Annotated in this window: 24 protein-coding genes; 17 read left to right on the top strand and 7 right to left on the bottom strand. The window is 48.8% G+C overall.

Annotated features, from left to right (window positions below):
* Positions 1 to 17 precede the first annotated feature (17 nt).
* Positions 18 to 1,025, bottom strand: coding sequence for a M23 family metallopeptidase (locus tag ACFVS2_RS14245; RefSeq protein ID WP_390234874.1), 1,008 nt, complete (start codon positions 1,023 to 1,025; stop codon positions 18 to 20).
* Positions 1,026 to 1,230: 205 nt separating this feature from the next.
* On the opposite strand from ACFVS2_RS14245, the gene ACFVS2_RS14240 reads away from it, so the two are divergent.
* The 4 genes from ACFVS2_RS14240 to lipA all read left to right on the top strand — a co-directional run bounded on the left by ACFVS2_RS14240 (position 1,231) and on the right by lipA (position 6,243).
* Positions 1,231 to 1,782 carry a DJ-1/PfpI family protein gene (locus ACFVS2_RS14240; protein ID WP_106837030.1) on the top strand — a complete coding sequence of 184 codons (552 nt, stop codon included), beginning with the start codon at positions 1,231 to 1,233 and terminating at the stop codon, positions 1,780 to 1,782.
* 137 nt (positions 1,783 to 1,919) lie between these two features.
* Positions 1,920 to 3,047, top strand: coding sequence for a metallophosphoesterase family protein (locus ACFVS2_RS14235; RefSeq protein WP_390234871.1), 1,128 nt, complete (start codon positions 1,920 to 1,922; stop codon positions 3,045 to 3,047).
* A complete protein-coding gene (locus tag ACFVS2_RS14230) occupies positions 3,044 to 5,239 on the top strand; it encodes an ATP-binding protein (RefSeq protein WP_390234869.1) in 2,196 nt (731 codons plus the stop codon). The genes ACFVS2_RS14235 and ACFVS2_RS14230 overlap by 4 nt, the downstream gene beginning before the upstream one ends.
* A 101-nt stretch (positions 5,240 to 5,340) precedes the next feature.
* Positions 5,341 to 6,243, top strand: a complete 903-nt coding sequence (lipA, locus tag ACFVS2_RS14225; RefSeq protein ID WP_390234867.1) for a lipoyl synthase — start codon at positions 5,341 to 5,343, stop codon at positions 6,241 to 6,243.
* 70 nt (positions 6,244 to 6,313) lie between these two features.
* Here lipA and ACFVS2_RS14220 read toward each other — a convergent pair whose 3' ends face one another.
* Positions 6,314 to 7,309, bottom strand: a complete 996-nt coding sequence (locus ACFVS2_RS14220) for a YhcN/YlaJ family sporulation lipoprotein (RefSeq protein ID WP_390234866.1) — start codon at positions 7,307 to 7,309, stop codon at positions 6,314 to 6,316.
* 79 nt (positions 7,310 to 7,388) lie between these two features.
* On the opposite strand from ACFVS2_RS14220, the gene ACFVS2_RS14215 reads away from it, so the two are divergent.
* Entirely contained in the window at positions 7,389 to 8,054 is a 666-nt protein-coding gene (locus ACFVS2_RS14215; RefSeq protein WP_173616498.1) for a YutD family protein, read from the top strand.
* Between the two features lie 68 nt (positions 8,055 to 8,122).
* On the opposite strand, the gene ACFVS2_RS14210 is transcribed toward ACFVS2_RS14215, so the two are convergent.
* The 3 genes from ACFVS2_RS14210 to glpX form a co-directional block, all read right to left on the bottom strand.
* Positions 8,123 to 8,563, bottom strand: coding sequence for a hypothetical protein (locus tag ACFVS2_RS14210; protein WP_390234863.1), 441 nt, complete (start codon positions 8,561 to 8,563; stop codon positions 8,123 to 8,125).
* Between the two features lie 153 nt (positions 8,564 to 8,716).
* Positions 8,717 to 8,986, bottom strand: a complete 270-nt coding sequence (locus tag ACFVS2_RS14205) for a DUF3055 domain-containing protein (RefSeq protein WP_007715766.1) — start codon at positions 8,984 to 8,986, stop codon at positions 8,717 to 8,719.
* 12 nt (positions 8,987 to 8,998) lie between these two features.
* A complete protein-coding gene (glpX, locus tag ACFVS2_RS14200; RefSeq protein ID WP_173616496.1) occupies positions 8,999 to 9,973 on the bottom strand; it encodes a class II fructose-bisphosphatase in 975 nt (324 codons plus the stop codon).
* Positions 9,974 to 10,097: 124 nt separating this feature from the next.
* Here glpX and ACFVS2_RS14195 point away from each other — a divergent pair, with 124 nt between their 5' ends.
* The 5 genes from ACFVS2_RS14195 to ACFVS2_RS14175 all read left to right on the top strand — a co-directional run bounded on the left by ACFVS2_RS14195 (position 10,098) and on the right by ACFVS2_RS14175 (position 13,894).
* On the top strand, positions 10,098 to 10,205 hold the full coding sequence (locus tag ACFVS2_RS14195; RefSeq protein ID WP_016742285.1) for a hypothetical protein: 108 nt from the start codon (positions 10,098 to 10,100) through the stop codon (positions 10,203 to 10,205).
* Positions 10,206 to 10,215: 10 nt separating this feature from the next.
* Positions 10,216 to 10,650, top strand: a complete 435-nt coding sequence (locus ACFVS2_RS14190) for a DUF86 domain-containing protein (RefSeq protein ID WP_173616495.1) — start codon at positions 10,216 to 10,218, stop codon at positions 10,648 to 10,650.
* A gap of 110 nt (positions 10,651 to 10,760) precedes the next feature.
* Complete coding sequence (locus ACFVS2_RS14185; protein WP_007715773.1) at positions 10,761 to 11,390, top strand: helix-turn-helix transcriptional regulator; 630 nt, start codon at positions 10,761 to 10,763, stop codon at positions 11,388 to 11,390.
* Positions 11,391 to 11,705: 315 nt separating this feature from the next.
* Positions 11,706 to 12,947 carry a DUF4073 domain-containing protein gene (locus ACFVS2_RS14180; protein ID WP_390235473.1) on the top strand — a complete coding sequence of 414 codons (1,242 nt, stop codon included), beginning with the start codon at positions 11,706 to 11,708 and terminating at the stop codon, positions 12,945 to 12,947.
* A 167-nt stretch (positions 12,948 to 13,114) separates the two neighbouring features.
* The gene (locus tag ACFVS2_RS14175) at positions 13,115 to 13,894 is read left to right on the top strand and encodes a TIGR01457 family HAD-type hydrolase (protein WP_390235471.1); all 780 of its coding nucleotides are present in this window, start codon (positions 13,115 to 13,117) and stop codon (positions 13,892 to 13,894) included.
* Here the strand turns inward: ACFVS2_RS14175 and ACFVS2_RS14170 are convergent.
* A complete protein-coding gene (locus ACFVS2_RS14170) occupies positions 13,889 to 14,404 on the bottom strand; it encodes a phosphatidylglycerophosphatase A family protein (RefSeq protein WP_173616494.1) in 516 nt (171 codons plus the stop codon). The two genes, ACFVS2_RS14175 and ACFVS2_RS14170, sit on opposite strands and share 6 nt — an antisense overlap.
* Before the next feature lie 164 nt (positions 14,405 to 14,568).
* Here ACFVS2_RS14170 and ACFVS2_RS14165 point away from each other — a divergent pair, with 164 nt between their 5' ends.
* From ACFVS2_RS14165 to ACFVS2_RS14155, 3 genes are read left to right on the top strand one after another with little or no spacing between them, the layout of a single operon-like run.
* Positions 14,569 to 15,654, top strand: coding sequence for a hypothetical protein (locus ACFVS2_RS14165; RefSeq protein WP_390234860.1), 1,086 nt, complete (start codon positions 14,569 to 14,571; stop codon positions 15,652 to 15,654).
* Positions 15,611 to 16,570, top strand: a complete 960-nt coding sequence (locus tag ACFVS2_RS14160; RefSeq protein WP_173616492.1) for a 2-hydroxyacid dehydrogenase — start codon at positions 15,611 to 15,613, stop codon at positions 16,568 to 16,570. Before ACFVS2_RS14165 ends, ACFVS2_RS14160 begins: the two co-directional genes overlap by 44 nt.
* Positions 16,567 to 17,481, top strand: a complete 915-nt coding sequence (locus ACFVS2_RS14155) for an alpha/beta hydrolase (protein ID WP_390234857.1) — start codon at positions 16,567 to 16,569, stop codon at positions 17,479 to 17,481. Before ACFVS2_RS14160 ends, ACFVS2_RS14155 begins: the two co-directional genes overlap by 4 nt.
* A 57-nt stretch (positions 17,482 to 17,538) precedes the next feature.
* On the opposite strand, the gene ACFVS2_RS14150 is transcribed toward ACFVS2_RS14155, so the two are convergent.
* Entirely contained in the window at positions 17,539 to 17,766 is a 228-nt protein-coding gene (locus ACFVS2_RS14150) for a NifU family protein (protein WP_007715787.1), read from the bottom strand.
* 195 nt (positions 17,767 to 17,961) lie between these two features.
* On the opposite strand from ACFVS2_RS14150, the gene cysK reads away from it, so the two are divergent.
* From cysK to ACFVS2_RS14130, 4 genes are all read left to right on the top strand, one after another.
* A complete protein-coding gene (gene cysK, locus ACFVS2_RS14145; RefSeq protein WP_007715789.1) occupies positions 17,962 to 18,885 on the top strand; it encodes a cysteine synthase A in 924 nt (307 codons plus the stop codon).
* 1 nt (position 18,886) lies between these two features.
* Complete coding sequence (locus ACFVS2_RS14140) at positions 18,887 to 20,020, top strand: bifunctional cystathionine gamma-lyase/homocysteine desulfhydrase (protein WP_015893022.1); 1,134 nt, start codon at positions 18,887 to 18,889, stop codon at positions 20,018 to 20,020.
* A gap of 28 nt (positions 20,021 to 20,048) precedes the next feature.
* On the top strand, positions 20,049 to 20,378 hold the full coding sequence (locus ACFVS2_RS14135; protein ID WP_007715795.1) for a YuzD family protein: 330 nt from the start codon (positions 20,049 to 20,051) through the stop codon (positions 20,376 to 20,378).
* Between the two features lie 126 nt (positions 20,379 to 20,504).
* Positions 20,505 to 21,719, top strand: coding sequence for a hypothetical protein (locus ACFVS2_RS14130; protein ID WP_390234853.1), 1,215 nt, complete (start codon positions 20,505 to 20,507; stop codon positions 21,717 to 21,719).
* Positions 21,720 to 21,812: the final 93 nt, after the last annotated feature.

Below are 21,812 nucleotides of genomic sequence, written 5' to 3'. Positions count from 1 at the left end.
CAAAAAAAGAAGCGGCTTCATTGCCGCTTCTTTTGCCGTTCCCAGCGTCGTAAATACGGATAAGGATCAAATGACCAATCTGCGCCACCTGTTTCCCGATACATACCGTAGTGCAGATGGGGAGGGAATTTGCCTGAGGTCCCGGGCTTCCCATATCCAGAGCTGCCGATATATCCGATGACTTCTCCTGGCTCCACGATGTCACCTGGCTTCATTCCCTTTTTAAACGAGGACAGATGTGCGAAGTAATGGTACACATTGCCCATGTCACGCATGCCGATTCGCCATCCGCCAAACCTGTTCCAGCCGATTACTTCGATGACTCCGTACGCTGTGCTGAGTACAGGGGTGCCGTGACTCGCAAAAATATCGGTCCCCTCGTGGATACGACGCCCACCCCAGCCGCGCGGAGCTCCCCATGTACTGCGGTAGCTGTAATCGTACCTCGCGGGGATAGGAAAATGCCGCTCATCTAGGTCCAGATGTTGATATTTTGCATACACCTGCGCGAACTGTCTGATCGTCTTCACGGAACGATCCCGCTGGTAGTACGACCAGAGACCAATTTGCCAATCCTCGTGGGAGAAGCCGTATTGGGATAGGTAGTGAACGAACGTAATGAGTGCATCGAGATCGTTGTGACGATCTGCGACACCATCGCCATCTCCATCCATCCCAATCCCTTTAAAAAATTGGATGGATACCGGATTTGTATCCTCTGCATCAGGATTAAATGCACCTGCCCAACGCTCGCTTGGAATGTCCACAGCTGTTAGCCGCGAAACGTTTTCTTGCTCCTGCTTCTTCCGGCGTATTTTCATGGTTCGCTCGTATTGATCAATGGCTGCTAAATAATTCCACGGAATGCCGTACATCGATTCCAAGCGCAAAAAAACTTGCAAGCGCTCTTGAAGAACCGGGTCTTGCTCATTGGCGGACGGAGCAATTCCGGCGACGGATTCTAGTGGTGAAATAGCTGCAACCACGCACAAGCTGATCTGAATGATTAGGCGGAAAACTCGCATGCCGTCTCCCTCCTGCCTCGTAGTCTTTTGTTGTAGTTTCTACCAGTTGGAGTGGATTATCCAAGATACTTTTGGAAAGCTTTTTGGCTGTTTTCGAGGAAAGTTTTGTAAATTCGCGGTAAAGGAGGCAGGAGCACACCGTACAGCCAAAGAATTGAAATCAGGAGGAGTGATTCCTTAAAAATCGACCTGAGGAGGCTGTGTGATGAGCAAAAAAGTGTTGATTGTAACAGGCGACGCTGTAGAGGCACTGGAGGTTTTCTATCCGTATTACCGCTGCTTGGAAGAAGGGTATGAAACGGTCATTGCAGCACCAAGCGTGAAAACCCTGCACACCGTTTGCCATGATTTCGAAGCACACAGTGAGACATACACAGAAAAGCCAGCTTATCAGCTTCCCGCCCATGTTGCATTCTCAGACATTAACCCTGAGGCGTTTGACGCCTTGATTATTCCGGGTGGACGAGCACCTGAGCATATCAGGCTCAATGAGCACTTGAAGCCGATTGTGGCGCACTTTTTCGAGACGAAAAAGCCAGTCGCAGCCATCTGCCATGGCTCTCAAGTATTGACCATTGTTCGAGAGCACTTAGCCGGCCGTGAAATCACAGCTTACCAGGCATGCAGACCCGATGTAGAAGCGTGCGGAGCGATCTACCAAACAGAAACGCTCCATGTCGATGGCAATCTTGTTTCCGGACATGCATGGCCAGACTTGCCAGGCTTCATGCGTGAATTCCTCCATTTGCTCAAGTAAAAACCAAGTCCTCCAAACTTCCGTCATTGCTGGCGGAAGTTTTTTCGTTTTTGACAGATGCTTTTCATCCAGCCTTTTCCTCTGTATCATAAAGGGAAAGTATGTTCGTCTGTTTCATGTGAGGAGTGGAATTGATCGTGCTGTCATTTATTCATACAGCGGATGTCCATCTGGATGCGCCGCTTCAAATGCTGGGGGAGCGTTACGAGCTGCGTCAGGATGATTTTCTTCAAACGATGAAAAGAATCCGTGACCTCGTTCGGGAAAAGAAAGCAGACTTCTGGCTCATTGCCGGAGATTTGCTGGAATACCACGGGGGAAGACGATCAACTGCAATGTTTTTACGTGATCTTTTTGCCAGCATCGCACCAATCCCTGTCGTGATTGCACCTGGCAATCACGATCCGTGGCGAGCGGATTCGTTTTATCAAACATTGGAATGGCCAGGGAACGTCTACTGGTTTACACCGGAGTGGGGTGTGTATGAATTTCCCGAAAAGTCGTGCGTGATCTACGGCTGGGGCTTCGGGCAGCCACATGTGTACGAGTCGCCACTCGATACGTTTCCAGGCAAATTGGAAGGGTATGCCCATCATCTGATGGTTCTGCATGCCAGTGTGCTTTCCAATTCAGGAGATGAAGAGCATCATCCGTATGCGCCTGTTACTTTGCAGCAGCTCGTACAGACGGGCATGGACTATGTTGCGATGGGACACATTCACAAGCCGGAGCAATTTATGCATCCCGTCAAAAAACAACCGCTCGCAGCTTATCCAGGCTCTCCAGAAGGACTGACGAGCAAGGAAGCGGGAGAACGAATTGTTTTGTATGGAGAGCTGGAGCATGATGGCAGATTGCAGCTCACGGCGATTCCTGTCCAGTCACGGAAAATTCGAAAGCTGGAAGTCGAAGGGAAAGGAATCGAAACCACTGAGCAGCTCATTGACCGGATGGAGCAGCAACTCGTAGAGGAAAAGGATTCCGATCTGATGTACATCACGCTGACAGGGGAACGCGCTGCGCATTTTCAGCCTCCTTTGTCCGTCCTTCAACAGCGATTTTCCCGTTTTTTTGTGCTGCAGCTGACAGACCGGACCTGGCCTGATGTCGATGAGGACAAGCTGATCGCAGAGGGTGGCGTCTGGGGGAGATGGCTTTCCAAGCTGGCAGAGGCGGAGTCCCGTGCGCAAAATGAGGACGAGCGAGAAATCGTCAGGTTAGCCAAGCAAGAGGCTTTGGCGCGGATTGGAGGGACCATTCGATGAAAATTGAGGAGCTAGTGCTGGGGGGCTTCGGAAAATGGCAGGATGCTACCTTTCGTTTTGCTCCAGGCATCAATCTGTTTTATGCCCCCAATGAGTCAGGAAAATCAACGATCCTACAAGGTGTTTTCGCTGCCTTGTATGGAATGAAGCGCGATTACGTCAAATCAGCGAGATACTTGCCTGAATATGAAAAATACCGTCCGTGGCAGAGTGGTGCGTACGAAACGATCATTACGTACAAATTAGCGGGCAAAACCTATCGCCTGCATCGTCAGTTGACGAAGGAACGGGAAGAAGCGCGCCTCTTTTTGGACCCCGAATGGACGGAAATGACTGATCTTTATTTGGAAGATAGACGCAAGGAACGGAATTTTATCGAAAAGCATACGGGCCTTACACGCAGTTTATTTACGGATTTGACGTGGATCAGGAGGGAACCGCTTCAAGCGGCTGAGCATTTGATTCCGACTTTTACGACTGCGGAAGAAGCCAATCCGGCTGTCCAACAAATTTTGGCGGAGCTGGATCGGGAGGTTGCGGTCATCGGCAAAAAAGAACGGGCTGAAAATACACTTTTGGGAAAAGCCGCTACGAAGGTGGCGCAAAAAGAGCAGGAGAAGGAAAATGCAAAGGCAGCGTGGCGAACGATCAGCCAACTGACGCTGCAAATAGCGGAAGCCACAGAAGAATGTCAGCAATTAGAAATGCGGCGCAGTCGATTACAGCAGCGTCTGGAGCGCTCAACCGGACAAGTAAAAGCGTTGCAGGAACGCTGGCAACGAAGCCATACTCCTGTCAGTCAACAAGACTGGGCGTGGTGGGAGCAAACAGCTCGCTCTGAGGCCGAGGTGGCTATTCACGAAGAGGCAAAACGTGGTTTCACTCAGGTAAACATGCCGACAGGAGCCGTACAACAGAGTGATGACCAGCTCATACCCTTACAACACGATTATGAAAAAGGCGCACAATTGCTCAAGCAACGAGAGGCATTACATATTCGTTTGGCGACCTTGGCTGTATCGGCTCTTTCTACAAGTCCGCGAAGTACAGCCTCACGCAGCACCCGACAAGGCAATCAGGCGAAAAGGAAGCGGGGAGCTGCACTTATGTGGGGCGGCGCAGGGATACTGTCTGTTCTCGGGTTAATCGGTTTCGTGAGTGGACATCCCGTTCTGGGAGGAATTTCTGTGACGGCCGCTTTGTTGCTGTTCGGTTTTGGAGTTTTCTTACTGCGAGTAAAAGGGAGTACGGGCGAACTCAAACAGACAGCAGATCATGATGCTGTACAGGAAAGTCAAAGGGTACAAGAAGATATCGCTTCGCTCGATGCTGAACTCGCCACACTCGTTCAGAAATGGGGGGCGAGTAATTGGGATACATTTTTGGAAAGACGGGAAGTGCTACTGAAAAGCACACGAAAGCAACAATCTGAGCAGCTTTTATCAGAGATGGCTAAAACGAAGCAGGAGGCCAATCTGTCTGCAAGCTGGGGGGAGGCACTTCGGACCTTCCTTGATCAGGAGAAAAGCGCGCTTGAGACCGAACAAGGCAAATTGCGCATCGAGATGGTGGAGATTGAGGAGAGACTGCAGGAGCTGCGGGAACAAATGGCCAGAGGAAATGGGGAGATGGCGGTTCATGAGAGCCTGTCATTATCTCGCGCGACTGATGAGCTTGAGGAAGCGCAGGCAGCACTTCGTCAGCTGCAAAATAAGCGAGATGCCCTTCAATTGGCTCGGGAAATGTTGCAGGAGGCAGTAGGGGAATGGCGGCGGGATAGTACACCTGCTGTGAACCAGCAGGCTTCGGAGATCATCGAGCATATTACAGGGGGAGCGTATCGGGATGTCAGACTCGATCCCCGTGACGGATTTGCCGTCCGTTTGCTGGAACCCATCAAGCAAATGGTGCTCGAACAGGACCAATGTTCCACTGGAACCATTGATCAGCTATACCTTGCCCAGCGTTTGGCTTTGGTGCATCATGCCAAGCAGTCGGAGCCATTGCCGCTCTTTTTCGATGATCATTTTGTCCATTATGATGAAGAGCGCCTGCGTCGAACACTTGAATATATAGCGATGCTGGCACAAGAGCAGCAAGTGTTTCTTTTCACCTGTCATGAACGAGAGCTACGCATGCTGGAGCCATTGCTTCGTCAAGGGAACCGCCATGCCGTGCATCGGATCGGGTAATTGTTTCCGAGGGAGGAAAGAGGTTGCCCCTCTGAAATCCAACCTCTATAATGGAGATTGTTATTGTCTTGTACCATGATGTCACATGAGGAGTGAGCCCTATGACGCAACGCAAGCCGGAGTGGCTCAAGATCAACCTTGTTTCAGGATCAGAACTAGCCAGCTTTAAAGAGCTTAAGCAAACCATGCGCACGAAGACGCTACATACCGTTTGTGAAGAAGCGAAATGCCCCAACATTCATGAATGCTGGGCAAGCGGTACAGCAACTTTCATGATTTTGGGTGATATATGTACCCGTGCCTGTCGTTTTTGTGCAGTAAAAACTGGACTACCGACGGAGCTGGATACAGCTGAACCAGAACGTGTAGCAGAAGCAGCAGAACAAATGCGTTTGAAGCATGTCGTTGTTACTTCCGTTGCTCGTGATGATTTGGCAGATGGAGGCGCACAGATTTTTGCCGATACGATTCATGCGATTCGTCGTCGACTGCCGTTTGCCTCTGTAGAAGTATTGATTCCTGATTTTATGGGGAACTGGGATGCGTTAAAAGCGGTCATGGACGCAAAGCCTGACGTATTAAACCACAACATTGAGGCAGTTCGCCGGATGTCAGATCGCGTACGGGCAAGAGCCAAATACGATCGGACGCTGGAACTGTTGAAAAAGGCGAAGGAATTCCAGCCGAGCATTCCGACGAAGTCCAGTCTGATGATTGGTGTAGGCGAGACGATGGAGGAAATCATCGAAACGATGGATGACCTGCGTTCTGTCGATGTCAACATCATGACGATTGGTCAGTATTTGCAACCGACCAAGAAGCATTTGAAGGTAGAAACGTTTTACCATCCAGATGAATTCGCTCGCTTGAAGGATGAAGGCATGAAGCGTGGCTTTAGTCACGTGGAGTCAGGGCCATTAGTACGCAGCTCGTACCACGCTCACGAGCAGGCGAGTGCCGCGAAGGAAACGATTGCGAAAGAATCCATGCCAAAAGCGCAATAATAAGTAACCCCCTCAACCGCCCTATACGAGCGGAAAAGAGGGGGTTTTTCACTACATGGGGGAGAGGGCTTTAGCGACTGGTTGTAGCTTTGTGAGTTGCCTTCACGTTATGGGATGTTCCACCCATACGCTTGATAAGCGTTTCAATGCTTTTCGCATCTTCTGTACGTGCTGTACTCACGTTGCTGGAGCGACTTGCTACACGAGCGATTTCTTGGATGTCATTTGGATTATCGGTAACATACACTTTGTAATAGCGTGGTGAAACCGATTCGGCGTTCATTTTTGCTTGTTTTTTCGCTGTGTGCGCATCTGCTCCTTGTGTGTGCACACCTACTAAAACTTCTTTATCCGTTACCAAGACCGTAGAACGCTGAACGCCAGGGCAACTGGCAGTGACATTCCCTACAGCTTTTGCCAATGCATCACGGTCTACATAGACGTTTGTTACACTGGCGGTTTTCATATGCTGACGGTCAGTCTGCGCATAGCCCATGCGTGGCATTCCGGTTTGCATGACTCCTGCTCCACCGCGGTTCAAAGCATGCTGCTGATAAATGGAATGGTGTCTTCCAGTGGGAGTATTGTAAACACCTGCTGTACCCATACCTGTTGTACCCATACCAGCTTTATGATCCGTAAAGGCATTGTACGGTCTCATACCGCTTGTGTAGGCGTTGTAGTTGTTTACATTTGCATGTGGATAGGTACCATTTGGATATACACCATTGTTAATCCCAGCATTGTTGGTCAGTCCCATGCCATTACGGATGTGAAGTCCATCACGTGTTCCGTCATAGTTGCGGACATGAAGCCCGTCGAAATTAGTGGTGCTTGTACCGTTGTAATTACGAGTGTGATGATACCCGTCGATGTTCGTCGAGCGCATGCCATCGTAGTTACGGACGTGCATTCCATCAAAATTTCGAACGTGCGGAGCAGACTGGTACGACATCGTCTTGTTCGGATGCGTGTAATTAGGCGCAGCATTGTTGTAACAACCAGTAGCTAAGAGCGCAATACCTGCAATTGCAGGATACAACCATGTCTTTTTCAATGGTAACACCCCCTACACGATAGAATGTCCAAAGGCACAGGTCAGTTATCGTGGGAAATTTAGCTCATGTTGCGTGAAATATGATAAGATGGACGTAGTATACATGCGTAAGGAGGAAGCGAGTTTGATTCGCACGCAAGCCGGTACTTATGAAGTCATGGAAGTAAATCGAGACGGCTGGAACCTTGAAGCGTTCAAGGAGCGCTATAGCGACATCCTCGACAAGTACGATTATATTGTAGGGGACTGGGGCTATGGTCAGCTTCGTCTTCGTGGGTTTTATATTGACGCTAATCGCAAAGTACCGTTCGAGCAGCGGATCGCCGCTTTGGATGAGTACCTGCATGAGTTCTGCAATTTTGGTTGTCCGTACTTCGTTTTGCGCAAGGTGAAAGCAAACGTTGGCAACGGGGACGACCAAAGCGGGCAAGACGAAGCTGCCTTTGATGTCATTATTGATATTCGTCAGGACATTCCTCGTGAAGAGGGTGGCTCTTCGCCCTATGTAGAACGAAAAGAACGCAGACGCTATCACCCGCGTCAAAATAAACAGGATCGCCAGAACAATGCTGGCGCGGATCGCAATGGGGCAGGGAGAAACGAACGCGGGGAGAAGCCAAAGTTTCAAAAGGATCGACCTGATAAAAACGGCAAGGACTCCAACTCACGAGAGCGCCGTCCCAATCATTTGAAACCCAATCGCGAACGCGATAAAGTCCCAACAGGACCAAATACACCAAAGCGTGAATCCTAAAAATGAATCAGAATAACCGAAGCATAAAAAAAGAGCCCTGTATGTCAGGGCTCTTTTCGTTTTTCGATCTAAAAACCACCGGGTCCACCAAAACCACCAGGTCCACCCAAACCACCGAGTCCACCAAAGCCACCGGGTCCACCAAAGCCACCGGGTCCACCAAAGCCACCGGGTCCACCAAAACCACCTGGTCCACCAAAACCACCTGGTGCTCCACCCCAACCAGGCCAGCCCCATGTGGGCCAATAGCCAGGCCAGCATGTATTGCATCCCCACCAAGGATATGGCTGTGGGACGACAACGACCTCAGGACCTCGTCTTCTACGGAAAAAGACAGGATGAGCCTGATCTTCTGGAATGTATTGAAAATCCTGGTTTGCTGAGTAATAAGGTGGCTGGTCATATTGTGCAGGAACAAATTGGTTTTGATCGTATTCGTTTTGATCATATTGAGTTTGATCGTATTGGTTTTGGTCGTAAGAGCTTTGGTCATATGGATAAGATTGCATGATGCGATTCGCACTCCTCTCGTTATCTGTCTGTGCATCTGTGCAGTAGCAGTATACGAGGCATACGCCTGTAAGGAGCATTGTCCAGATGGAATTGGGCGGGGGATACAAATAAAAAAAGGAAGAGCCTACAATCGCTCTTCCTTTGGTGAATTAAATGGCTGCTTCCAAAAATGATTTCAATTCTTCTGCTTCACGCTCGTTCAAGTTGAACGCGAATTCCAGATAGCCTTCTTCTTCCAGATCATCATGTCCAATAATAGCGGAGCGTCCATTTTGAATGTTGATGACAATCGCCTTCCCATAAAAACGGCTGGTCGTTGTAATCGCGAGGTCAAAACGTGTAGCTTCACCCGTGAAGCTGACAAAGCGCGTTCGAGTATCCTCAGCTTCGTCGTACAAGTAGAACAAATCATTTGCCATATAGGTATCCCTCTACTTCCATAAAAGATTTGGTTTGTGTTCGGTATTGTGTACAGCGCGGACAAAGCGAATGGTTTTGGTTTTAGCACGCATGACGATCGAATGAGTTTCCACCATATCATCACCGAGATAGCGCACGCCTTGCAACAGCTCTCCATCAGAGACGCCTGTTGCAGCAAAAATGGCGTCATCCCCTTTGACCAGATCGTTCAGCGTCAGGAGCTGCTCCGGATTGTCTAGTCCCATTTTGATGCAGCGCTCGCGCTCGCTGTCGTTTTGCGGCTTGAGCTGGGCTTGCATGTCGCCACCCAAGCACTTGATCGCCGCGGCACTGATCACGCCCTCTGGCGCACCACCGATACCCAAGAACAGGTCAATCCCTGTATGGGGCAGACAAGCAGCAATCGCAGCACCCACATCGCCATCTCCAAAAAGCTTCACTCGCGCACCCTTTTCGCGAATGGCGTCAATAATCGCTTGGTGGCGGTCGCGTTCCTGAATAATGACCGTCACATCTTGCACGCGCTTGTTATTTGCTTTTGCTACAACCTCTATCATTTTATCCACGGGATCGTAAAGGTTGATTTGTCCGGCAGCACGTTTGCCGACGGCCATTTTCATCATGTACATGTCTGGTGCATGCAACAGTGTTCCACGGTCACCGATGGCGATAACAGACATGGCATTGTTGTGACCCTTGGCGACAATCGTCGTTCCTTCTAGCGGATCAACCGCCACATCTACCTCAGGCCCACCTGCTTCCGGGTTACCGAGCTTTTCACCGATATAGAGCATGGGGGCCTCATCCAGTTCACCTTCGCCAATGACGACGGTACCCCTCATGTTGATCGTATCAAACATGGCGCGCATGGCGCTGGTCGCTGCTCCATCTGCTTCATTCTTTTTCCCGCGTCCCATCCAGTGAGAAGAGGCGAGTGCAGCCATTTCCGTTACCCGCACAATTTCCAGAGCCAATTCGCGTTCCACAGTGTGTTCCTCCCCTTATGCTTGCCGGCAAAAATTCACCCCATCATTGTAACATAAAGTAATACGTGATTCGTGACAGGTCGTACAAATTTGGTATACTGAGGGATGAAAAGAGGTGAAACCGGTGAGCAATTCCTATTTGCAGGAAGGGGAATTGGTGCTTCTCGTCCTGGTGCTAACATTTGTGTTTACCGTTTACTACTCAAAACGCAAATCAAAAAAGCGAAAGTAAGGAGAAATATATGTACGACGTGAATACAAAACGAATCGACCAAGTATTGGAACATATGTCTCGTATGCTTGATCTGTTGGACAAGCTCAGCGAACGAGGAGCCGAAGCGGTTTTGGCGGATGAAGTAGCTGTTGCAGCGATGGAGCGAGCCCTGCACTTGTCTATCGAAGGAATAGTGGATGTCGGAAACGCACTGATCGATGGATTCATTATGCGAGATCCAGGAAGCTACAGCGACATCGTGGAAATTTTACGGGATGAGCAAGTTATCACGGATGAACAGGCTTTGATCCTGACACGTGTAACTGATTTCCGCAAGCACCTGGTCAATGATTATACAACTGTGCCGGTCAATGAGATGTACAGCCTGGTAGAAGAAGCTGCTGGTACTATTCGTCAGTTTGAGCCACAGGTGAGAGCTTTCCTGAAAAAAGAACTGTTTTAAAAGTGTTTTCAATCCATAACCAACGTAGCGGATATTTTATACAAAAGACTTTCGTTTGTTTACTAAAACGTCTTCATCCACTACAATAGGGAGAAAGGACGGTGATACGTATGACAAACGAAGGAACGTCCACTCGTGATCAAATCCTGCACATGCTCAAGGTCAAAGGTTCACTCCCTGTCAGCGACATGGCCGTCGAGCTAGGGATTACTGAAATGGCGGTTCGACGTCATTTGAACACCCTGGAGAGAGATAATTTGATCAAGTCTACGCTTGTTCGCCAAGCGATGGGACGCCCAACGAATGTTTATTCATTGTCGCAGGAAGCAGACGAACTGTTCCCGCGCAATTATTCTCATTTGACATTAGATTTTTTACAAGACATAAAGGAAATCGATGGTTTGTCCAAAATAGAGATGCTATTTAGACGCCGCGAGAATCGCTTGGAGGAGACTTATCGCTCCCACATGCAAGGTGACTTGGAAAATCGTGTAGCTAAGCTGGCCGAGCTGCAAAACGATAAAGGCTACATGGTGGAATGGGAAAAGGACGAAAATGGAGACGGCTATCGGATTCAGGAGTTCAATTGCCCAATCTCGCAAGTAGCTCGTGAATTCAACCAAGCGTGCAGCTGTGAGCTCTCCTTGTTCCGTCGGGTTTTGAATGCCAATGTCGAGCAAACCACATGCATGGCAAAAGGCGGAGACAAATGCGTGTTTCACATCAAGGAAGCGAAATAAGCTAGCCATAACGAAAGTCCACTCGAGCTGGGTGGATTTTTTCTTTGTTTACAAAATTTACCAGGCATAGGATTCGGTTAGAGTCCTGTGCCTTTTTTTCTATAATCAGGCAGGCATTAAGTACCTTTTTGCTCCATTCTTGCAATCTTAATGTTGTTTTAACGTTTTCTTTATGTTGGACATCTACTATTTATAGTGTAAAAAAACAACCAAACACACAGAAAACAACAGAAAGGTGGAATGATATCAGGATAATATTGGTGAATCGGATGGGCGTCGTGACGAAAAACAGTTGAGGAGAGATCCGTAATGAAAATGAAAAAAATGGTATCAAGTATAGCTGCTTCTGCCATCTTGTTGGGTGGGATCCTGCCAGTCGTTGATTCCGCTCATGCAAAAAACAAATCTCCCGAGAAAAAGATGACGATGACATTTGACGTGATCAGTGACATCCAAGGAGACCTCCGAGATTTTGATCATGTTTTGCAAGACATCAATGAGGAAAATCCAAAATCCAAAGCATTGATCATTAACGGTGATATTACTCCTCGCGGTTACGATTTTGAATATCAAGCCGTGCAAGATGTGCTCGATAAAAATCCTCACCCTGAAAATGTGTGGTCCAGCATTGGCAATCATGAGTTTTATGTGCCGAAGTGGAAGAATCCCCAAACACTTGCACAAAGTACATGGCCAAACGGCACAACGGAAGAAGAGTTGTTCGATAACTTTTACGAATTCAGTGGAGAAGACAAAGTCTATCACCAAAAAGAAATCGATGGATATCCCTTCCTCTTCCTCGGCACAGAAAAATACATGAAATACCACGATCCAAAATTGTGGGATGAAGTATACATGAGCGACGAGCAACTGGATTGGCTGAAAGATAATCTGAAGCGTTATAGCAAGAAGGACAAGAATAAGCCCATTTTTGTATTCTCCCACCATGTGCTCCCGGACAGTATCTCGGGCTCCAGACAAAATCCATACACGAACGATTACCTGGATGTGGACAAGCTCCTTGACATCTTGAAAGACTATCCGCAAGTCGTTCTCTTCACGAGCCACACCCATTGGGATCTGAACCTGCCGGACTGGGCAGGCAAAAAGAAAGTCAAAGGCGGAGACAAACGCGGCTTTACCGTCGTAAACACGGCCGGCATTGAAACGGGATGGATGTCAGCCGGTCCAGATGGGGGCGAAAAAGTCACGCCGGATGGAGGGGCTTTCAAGCAAGGACTGCGCTTGCAAGTGTACGGTAATGATGTCGTCATCCAAGCGTATGACTACCAACACGATAAAGTAATTAAGAAGCTCAGCATCCGTTATGGAAAAATCGAGCAGTTGCCGCCGGATGTACAGGCGGATGATGATGATAACGTGCTTGTCAACGCGACGCAATACATGGAGTACGCAGTTGGCAAGCCAAGAAACTGGCGGGATTATGATCCCGAAAATCCACCGACATTTCCAGGATTCCAGATCGTGTATGTCCGTCATAAAGGGGAAATGAACCTGGAAGCAGGTACGCCAATCATGGTCAAATTCAAGAAATAACGGGATAGACAGAATCGTGACGATGAGAGGAAGAGACGACTAGACAAAAAGCAGGAAGCGGTGGAAAGCCGTTTCCTGTTTTTTTGCGATAGAAAGGACGAAGGTTTACACTAAGAGGGGAGCGCTTGTACAACCGGCTTACGACAACAGATGGGAGATGGATCAAAGTGAAACAATACAAAGGCTACTTGCTTGATCTAGATGGAACGATTTATCGGGGAAAAGAAGCGATTCCGGGAGCTGCAGCATTCATCACCCACTTACAAACACATCAGATTCCGTATTTATTCCTGACCAACAATTCTTCAGCCTCTGCACAGCACGTCGCAGAACGGCTGGTAGCAATGGGCATAGAAGCACAGGCTCAGGACGTGTACACCACGAGCATGGCGACCGCTACCTATTTACGAGAGCAAGCACCAGCGGGTACACGCGTTTACGTGATTGGAGAGGCGGGCTTGCATGATCAGCTGACGGATGCAGGCTATGTGATTACAGAAGAAGATCCGGCTTATGTCATCGTTGGGATTGATCGTGCCTTTACGTATGAAAAGCTGGCGATCGCCGCACGCGCTATCCGTGCAGGAGCAACTTTTATCGCTACAAATGCAGATGCAGCCTTGCCGACTGATGCTGGTCTGTTCCCCGGCAATGGTTCACTGGTGGCAGCCGTCTCCGTTGCCTCCGCGACCAAACCTATCGTGATTGGCAAACCGGAGTCCATCATCGTCCGTTACGCTCTAGATCAGCTTGGTACAGCTGCGGCTGACACGCTGATCGTCGGGGACAATTTATATACGGACATTGAGGCAGGTGCCAACAGCGGCTTGGACAGCTTGCTCGTTTTGACAGGCTATTCCACGCGCGAAGAAGCAGACAAGCATCATGCTGCGCCTACCCATATTGCGGAAGACTTGCCTGAATGGCAGCAACGAATCTCCCTATGATTCTGCGCATTCTTCCTGCTGCTTCTGGCGGTGGGCAATACGGCTGGAGGCGGCTGCTGCGACCGCACCGACGAGATCGTCCAAAAAAGTATGGACACCAAAACGCTTGTCGTTGAGATCGGCGAGTTTGCCGTGCTTCAGCTTGTCTACATAACCGAAGTTGGTGAATCCAATGCTCCCGTATAGGTTGACGATGGCGAGGGCGAGTACCTCGTCTATGCCATACAGAGGCTCGTCTGATTCAATAATCGCCTGAAGCGGGGGCAGCAGCTGCTTTTGTTCGGCGAGGATGTCGAGTTGAATTCCGGTCAGCAACGCGTTTTGGACCTCACGTTTTTTCAAGACGGCAGCAACACTGTCCAGACACATGTTCAAGGTGATGTCCGGGATGTATTTTGACTGCAGGAACATGACGATTTCAGCAATGTCGTTCATACTGACTCCTCGTTTTTTCAAAAGCTCAATAACGAAGTCCAGACAACTCTCGCTATTTAGTGGATGCTCACTCATGCTTGTGGTTCCTCCTTTTTAACGTGCGTGTTCAAAAAGCCGACTTTTCAGCACCCAGAAAGTCGGCATGAATGTATCTAGTATCTGCATACAGATAGGCACCTATCCCGATCCAATGACATACAATGCCAGAAGAGCAGTATGCAAGGAGGGTGAACGACTGTATGGAAGAAAAAGAGCTTCTTCAGGAGAAGTACGGTTTTGAACTCCAGGGATATCGCACGACGGGGGCAAGCAAGGTACTGGAAACGGATCGAGGCCTTTACTACATGTTCGAGGCGCCAGCCGGATATAAATACAAAAGCAAGTTTATTGAGAAAGTAAAACAGCATTTGAGTCAACAGCAAAACATTCGCTTGTTAAAGCTGGTGAACACAACAAGCGGGCAGGCTCACATCGTTGATGATGAGCAGCTTTACTATTTATATAGAGGCGTGCGAGAGGCGGCTCCAGACAATCCACATTATTCCAGTGGTCAATCACTCGCACAGTTCCATCTGGCCACGAGTGATTTTTCATCTGACAAGATGTTTATCCCCTTTAGCTCTCTTGGCAACTGGCCGAGCACGTGGCGAAAAAAGCTACGGAATTTTAATGAGTATCGGGATGAGATGGATGAGGAAAATGTAGAGCTCGCGCCAATGGATGAATATTTGTTGACCTGCTTCACGTACATTACTCAACTCGGGGAATTGTCCGTTCAATATTTGTTGGATGCTGGATACGATAAAGTCGTGAAGGAAACAGCTGGTCTCGGGAAAGTAGCCTACCAAAATTTTGATCAAGGGTATATGCTATGGAAAGAGAAGGATGTACGTCTAATGGCAGGTGAATGGAACTGGGTTCTTGATATGCGTACTCGTGATGTGGGGCAGTGGATCAAAGCCGAGACAAAGCGAAGCGGCTGGAATGAAGAGGCTGTGACCAGCTTTTTCGACGGCTACAACAGCATCTCTGCTCTGCAGCCAGATGAATATGCCGTGATTTTTGCGCTCATGCTCTACCCAGGCAGGTTTTTGAAGCTCGTGGAGACCTATATGGAGTTGCCGGTAGAAGAGCGCCAGGAAGTCAACATCCAAGCATGGCAAACGCAGTTGGAAGACGAGCTCGCGAAAATAGAAGACGGACTTCGTAAGTACCCCCTATTCATTGCACAGCGTTATGACGTATCCATTCCACAAATTGATTGGTTGTGGAGGAAAAAAGATGATCAAGCAACAAGTTTTCGTTACAAGGAAACTCAATCCTGAAGTGATCGCGATGCTTGAAAAAGTAGCCCAGGTCGAGCAATGGACAAAAAATACGCCGATTCCGCGTGAGTTGTTGCTGGAAAAGATTAAACATGTAGATGCCGTCTTGACCATGCTGACAGAACGAGTGGACGAGGAATTTTTGGCGTGTACCAAACGACTCCGAATCGTGGCGAACATGGCGGTCGGTTACGACAATATTGATTTGGAAGCGTGCAGACGACACGAGGTCATCGTAACCAACACGCCCGATGTGCTGACAGAGTCTACAGCCGATTTGGCTTTCGCTTTATTGATGGCAACAGGCCGCCGATTGACGGAAGCCAATCGATTTTTATTGCAGGGGGAATGGACATCGTGGAGTCCGACCCTCATGGCTGGACAAAATGTATATGGTTCGACTCTGGGGATTATTGGGATGGGACGAATTGGGGAAGCGGTGGCGAGACGCGCCAAAGGATTTGGCATGCGGATCTTGTATCACAACCGGAATCGCAAACCGCAGGCTGAGCAAGAGACAGGAGCGCGGTATGCTGATTTGGCGGAGCTTCTGCAAGAGTCCGATTACGTCGTTTTACTTACCCCGCTGACAGAGGACACACGCATGTTGATGGGGGAAAAGCAATTTTCGCTCATGAAAGAAACCGCTGTGTTTATCAATGTTTCTCGTGGCGGGACAGTCGATGAGTCTGCACTGTATCAAGCGTTGGTAGATAAAAAAATTTGGGCGGCTGGCCTGGACGTTTTTGCAGTCGAGCCTGTCCCGATGGATAACCCGCTCTTGCAACTGCCGAATGTAGTCGCATTGCCACATATCGGTAGTGCAACAGTGCAAACGAGGGCGGAGATGGCGAGGCTGGCTGCTGCTAATATCGTAGCGGTGCTAAGTGGAAGGGGACCACTGACTGCCGTATGAACACGTTCGTTGTTTTGATTGCAGGACTCCTCGTGCTTCTCTTGATTGCAGCAGTAGCCGTTTCGTTTCACGTAACCTGGCGTTTGACTCATCCTGTACGAAAACCGATTCACATGGAACCCCGAGATTTTGGAATCGAACAGGCGGAGTCCGTTGTTTTTTCGAGCAGAGAAACAAAGATTTCGTTGGCTGGATGGTACTTGTCGGCAGAAAAAAATGGGCGGGTTTCGAATGGAAAAACGCTGATCTTTGCTCACGGATATAGTCAAAACAGATTAGAGCCACATCTGCCAGCGTTGTCTCTGGCTGCAAGACTGGTTCAGGCCGGCTTTGATGTATTGATGTTCGACTTTCGCAATGCGGGGGAGTCCAGCAAAGCACTGACTACGATTGGTCTTCGGGAACAGCAAGACCTGCTTGGGGCCATCGATTTTGCAGCAGCGAAGAAGCCGGAGCACAGACTCGGCCTCGTCGGATTTTCCATGGGGGCGGCAACCTCCTTGATGGTTGGCGGAGTGGATGAACGCATCACAGCAATTGTGGCAGATTCACCGTTCTATTCCTTGCGTGAATACTTGGCTGAGAACTTGCCGCAGTGGACGGGCCTGCCACGAGCTCCATTCAACTGGCTCATTCTTACCTTGTGTCCTGTTTTGCTAGGAGCCAACCCGCGAGACGTCAATCCATATCAGGCAGTCCAGCAAGCGAACAAACCGATTCTTTTTATACACGGGACAGGCGATACGACGATCCCACTGGTAAACAGCGAACGACTCTTTGAGCTGACCCAAGACGAAGATTCTGAGATTTGGATCGTACCGCGAGCGGGTCACGTCCGCAGCTATGCGTTAGTTCCTGAAGAATATGGGAAGCGTGTCATTGCCTTTTTGGAAAAAGGAAGGGAAAAGTAGAAATGAAAAAAGCAGCTACGCGGTTGCTGTAGCTGCTTTTAGGTCGATGTGACTGGATTAGAATACTTGTTGAACTTCTTTGATGCCTGGGATTTCTTCCACCAGTGCACGCTCGATTCCTGCTTTCAGGGTGATGGTAGAGGAAGGGCAGCTACCGCAAGCACCCATCAGGCGCAGCTTCACGATGCCATCTTCTACATCAACGAGTTGTACGTCTCCGCCGTCACGTTGCAGGTAAGGACGCAGTTTATCGAGAACTTCTTGTACTTGATCCATGATATCCATGTTACATTCACTCCTTTCCAACCTCTCCTTTATTATAATCATACCATGGTGAGAAATCCATGGCTTACATGCCCTGTTGACACTTTGAAGTTCCACTTACACACCGAAGTTTAGTAGCATGGACTTTTTGTAATCTTTGCATGTTATAATGAAAAAGAAAGAAGCAAGTACTTCAATATAAGGAGTCAGATCTTCGTGAACGTATTTCGCAATGTGAAGGAACTGATTGGTAATACGCCGATCGTCGAAATTACACAATTTGAGCTCCCTGAAGGTGTCCGCTTGTTCGCCAAGCTGGAGTATTTTAACCCAGGAGGCAGCGTAAAAGACAGACTCGGCATGGAGTTGATTCGTGCCGCAGAGGAGAATGGCCAATTGGCCCCAGGTGGTACCATTATCGAACCGACAGCAGGAAATACAGGAATTGGTGTAGCGCTGGCCGCTGTAGGAACTGGTTATAAAGTCATCTTCTGCGTACCAGCGAAGTTTTCCGAGGAAAAGCAAGAGCTGATGCGTGCTCTTGGAGCAGAAGTCGTCAATACACCAACAGAGTTGGGGATTAAGGGTGCAATCGCCAAGGCAAAAGAACTCGCAGAATCGATTCCAGGTGCTTTTGTACCACAGCAATTTGCTAACCCAGCGAATCCAGACGCACACTACAAGACAACAGGTCCGGAAATTTGGAGTCAAATGGACGGCCAAGTAAACGTATTTGTGGCAGGCGCGGGTTCTGGCGGTACTTTCATGGGTGCTGCTCGCTACTTGAAGGAACAAAACCCAAACGTAAAAACGGTAATTGTCGAGCCAGAAGGTTCCATCTTGAATGGGGGAGAATCCGGCCCGCATAAAACAGAAGGGATCGGCATGGAGTTTTTGCCTCCGTTCATGGATACGAGCTACTTCAACGCCATTCACACGATTCTCGATGTGGAAGCATTCGATCTGGTCAAGCAGCTGGCAGCCAAGGAAGGCTTGCTCGTAGGCAGCTCCTCAGGTGCAGCCATGGCAGCGGCACTGCGCGAAGCAAGAGAAGCAGCTCCAGGGACGAATATCGTTACACTGTTTGCCGACGGCAGCGAACGTTATCTAAGCAAGAAAATTTACCAGGGGGGAATTTAAGATGCGTATCAAAACTCGTCTGATCCACGGCGGAATCGATGGAGATCCACATACAGGAGCCGTATCCGTTCCAATTTACCAGGTAAGTACTTATAAACAGGAAGCCATTGGTGTTCACAAGGGCTTTGAATACTCCCGTACCGGGAACCCGACCCGTCACGCATTGGAAACATACATCGCAGAAATCGAAGGCGGCGCTCGCGGCTTTGCATTTGGTTCGGGTATGGCGGCACTCTCTACCATCCTCTCCATGTTTAACAAAGGCGACCATCTCGTGGTAGGTGACGATGTATACGGTGGTACTTACCGCGTCGTTACACGTGTATTCTCCCGTATGGGTCTGGAAGCGACCTATGTAGATACGAGTGATCTGGCAGCAGTAGAGGCGGCAATTCGCCCGGAAACCAAAGCAATCATTATGGAAACACCGACAAACCCGCTGCTGAAAGTAAGCGACATCAGCGCGTTGGCGGGCATCGCGAAAGCAAAAGGCGTTCTTCTCGTGGTAGACAACACGTTTATGACACCTTACTGGCAAAATCCGCTGGATCTCGGTGCTGACATCGTGTTCCATAGCGCAACGAAATATTTGGGCGGACACAGCGACGTGGTAGCAGGTCTGGTTGTAGCAAAAGATGCGCAAGTGGGCGAAGACCTCCATTTTGTGCAAAATGCAATTGGCGGTGTGCTTGGACCACAAGATTCTTGGCTGTTGCTGCGCGGTATGAAGACGCTGGGAATTCGGATGGAAGAGCATGAGCACAATGCTCGTACGCTGGCAAAATGGCTGTCTGAGCGCAGCGATATCAAACGCGTGATCTATCCTGGTCTGTCCAGCCATTCCGGTCATGAGCTGATTCAAAAGCAAGCGCGTGGCTTCGGTGGCATGATTTCCTTCGACGTAGGCAGCGCAGAGCGTGCTGACGAAGTGTTGGCAAAGGTAAAATACTACACGCTAGCAGAATCGCTGGGTGCGGTGGAGAGCTTGATCAGCGTACCTGCACGCATGACACATGCTTCTATCCCGGCGGAGCGCCGTGCTGAACTGGGCATTACGGATGGCTTGGTGCGCATCTCTGTTGGTATTGAAGATGTTCAGGACTTGATTGAGGACCTGGACCAAGCATTGTCCTAAGCTAGCTGACCCGGGGAGGGCGGATATAGTGACTGTCGATATCAAGGTTTTTGGAACAGAGCAATTGTGCGCAAGCTGCGTCAATTTGCCATCTGCAAAGGAAACAGCCGAGTGGCTGGAGGCGGCACTCTCTCGCAAATATGGGAGTGACAGCATCCGCATCGTTTATAGCGACTTTCAACAGCCGCAGACAGACGATGACAAAAGCTGGGCGAATCGCATTATCGAGGAAGATTTATGGTATCCGCTTGTCGTAATTTCCGGGGAAATTGTCGGTGAGGGAAATCCGAAGTTAAAAGATATCTATGAAAAGCTGGAGAGCATGGGTGTACAGCCGATTGCTTCTTTGGCAGAATAAGATCACTCAAAAAACGACCAGATGATCTATATCTGGTCGTTTTTCTTTTTAGAGTAACAGTCTGAGCGCAACTTTGAAGGTCAAGAAGCGTTTAACTAGCATCCAAAGAAAAAGGGTGATTTTTCTATGTTTGGAAAAAAGATGGCGTTTAGCGTTCTAGCATGCTCCCTTTGTTTATCCACCATACTTGTTACCCCATCTGCTACAAATATTGCAGAAGCAAACACAGCGAGCTACCGAATTACATATAAACTTCCGCCCAATCCGGAAAAATACTTGTTTTTGAATGTACAGATGGTCTCTATTACTAATCCGCATCCATTGTCTTTGCAACTGCGCCCTTATTCATCCGATGACTATATAATCGACATGGAAACGGAAGAATCGTATCACAAAATGAATTTCTCTTATCGCGTGAAATTCTTATCCTCGAAAAAAGGATTTCTCTGGAATCTGTATCACTTTATCGGTACTCTACCTCCAGCATATCCGGCTGACATGAATCTGGATGAGCTAGACCAAGGCATTAAGAATACGGACGCCTATTCAAATGAGGGGAGAGCTCTACGAGAAACCAGAGCCCAATGCAATATGAATGCCCGCCTGCAGCCTCTTGTTCAAGCCGGTTACGTCATGCCAAATGAGATCGACGATGGGATCGCAACGAAGGAGTTCGTCGCGACCGTTCTGTATCGGATGTTCGGAACCGTTCGACCTTTCCACGGAGGAATTGATCTGAAGGATTCGGAGAATGTCGCTGTGCGCTGGGCAGTTGAAGTAGGCTTGCCGGGTTATGTAGTAGATAGCGAAGGCTATATTCATCCTGATTCACCACTTAGCATGGAATCCGGTCCGGAAAAATACGCACAGGAGCATGCGTATGATCGTCTGCAGCATTTTATGAAACTCATTCTTCCCGGGAAAAAGACTGAATCAGGTTGGGAGTACTATCAGGTGAAATTAGCACCGGGTATGGTGCCGACACAACCGCGCGATCTCATTTCAGTCAATGGAAAGCCCTATAATGATGATCCTGTTTACTCTATTACAGAGACCCAAGAATACCAAAATGCTAGTAGAAAAATCGGGCAGTACTTTATTCCGAAGTTTCCCCAAATGATCGATCAAGCACGTAAGGATGCCCTAAAGCCTCGGGCATGGGACTGGAGCCGCGATCTAATTCACCATCCTCATTTTTCCAAGGAGATTGCCGCCTATCGTAAAAACAAAAGCAGCAAAAATCTGAATGCCGTCTACCAAGCTGTAAGAAAGCACTACAACCTCAGTATCCGTCAAGACTCGGCTGCCATTATCAAAAGTGTGCTGGATAACGTCAAGTAACGTGCTGTTTACTATTTGTATATCATTCGTAAACATTTTGTAACGAACTAGAGCAGGCTTCGTCCTATAGTAGTAAATGTAACCAATAACTTA

It is taken from the genome of Brevibacillus sp. NPDC058079, from assembly GCF_042885155.1.
Lineage (GTDB): Bacteria > Bacillota > Bacilli > Brevibacillales > Brevibacillaceae > Brevibacillus.
The sequence above is the reverse complement of the archived record's forward strand: the minus strand, read 5'-3'. Positions and strand labels throughout refer to the sequence as shown.

Excerpts from the sequence above, each read along its gene's own strand:
- ACFVS2_RS14245 (WP_390234874.1), bottom strand. The coding sequence starts at position 1,025 with ATGCGAGTTTTCCGCCTAATCATTCAGATCAGCTTGTGCGTGGTTGCA.
- ACFVS2_RS14240 (WP_106837030.1), top strand. The coding sequence starts at position 1,231 with ATGAGCAAAAAAGTGTTGATTGTAACAGGCGACGCTGTAGAGGCACTG.
- ACFVS2_RS14230 (WP_390234869.1), top strand. The coding sequence starts at position 3,044 with ATGAAAATTGAGGAGCTAGTGCTGGGGGGCTTCGGAAAATGGCAGGAT.
- lipA (WP_390234867.1), top strand. The coding sequence starts at position 5,341 with ATGACGCAACGCAAGCCGGAGTGGCTCAAGATCAACCTTGTTTCAGGA.
- ACFVS2_RS14215 (WP_173616498.1), top strand. The coding sequence starts at position 7,389 with ATGGACGTAGTATACATGCGTAAGGAGGAAGCGAGTTTGATTCGCACG.
- ACFVS2_RS14210 (WP_390234863.1), bottom strand. The coding sequence starts at position 8,563 with ATGCAATCTTATCCATATGACCAAAGCTCTTACGACCAAAACCAATAC.
- ACFVS2_RS14205 (WP_007715766.1), bottom strand. The coding sequence starts at position 8,986 with ATGGCAAATGATTTGTTCTACTTGTACGACGAAGCTGAGGATACTCGA.
- ACFVS2_RS14190 (WP_173616495.1), top strand. The coding sequence starts at position 10,216 with ATGTACGACGTGAATACAAAACGAATCGACCAAGTATTGGAACATATG.
- ACFVS2_RS14185 (WP_007715773.1), top strand. The coding sequence starts at position 10,761 with ATGACAAACGAAGGAACGTCCACTCGTGATCAAATCCTGCACATGCTC.
- ACFVS2_RS14180 (WP_390235473.1), top strand. The coding sequence starts at position 11,706 with ATGAAAAAAATGGTATCAAGTATAGCTGCTTCTGCCATCTTGTTGGGT.
- ACFVS2_RS14170 (WP_173616494.1), bottom strand. The coding sequence starts at position 14,404 with ATGAGTGAGCATCCACTAAATAGCGAGAGTTGTCTGGACTTCGTTATT.
- ACFVS2_RS14165 (WP_390234860.1), top strand. The coding sequence starts at position 14,569 with ATGGAAGAAAAAGAGCTTCTTCAGGAGAAGTACGGTTTTGAACTCCAG.
- ACFVS2_RS14160 (WP_173616492.1), top strand. The coding sequence starts at position 15,611 with ATGATCAAGCAACAAGTTTTCGTTACAAGGAAACTCAATCCTGAAGTG.
- ACFVS2_RS14155 (WP_390234857.1), top strand. The coding sequence starts at position 16,567 with ATGAACACGTTCGTTGTTTTGATTGCAGGACTCCTCGTGCTTCTCTTG.
- ACFVS2_RS14150 (WP_007715787.1), bottom strand. The coding sequence starts at position 17,766 with ATGGATATCATGGATCAAGTACAAGAAGTTCTCGATAAACTGCGTCCT.
- ACFVS2_RS14140 (WP_015893022.1), top strand. The coding sequence starts at position 18,887 with ATGCGTATCAAAACTCGTCTGATCCACGGCGGAATCGATGGAGATCCA.
- ACFVS2_RS14130 (WP_390234853.1), top strand. The coding sequence starts at position 20,505 with ATGTTTGGAAAAAAGATGGCGTTTAGCGTTCTAGCATGCTCCCTTTGT.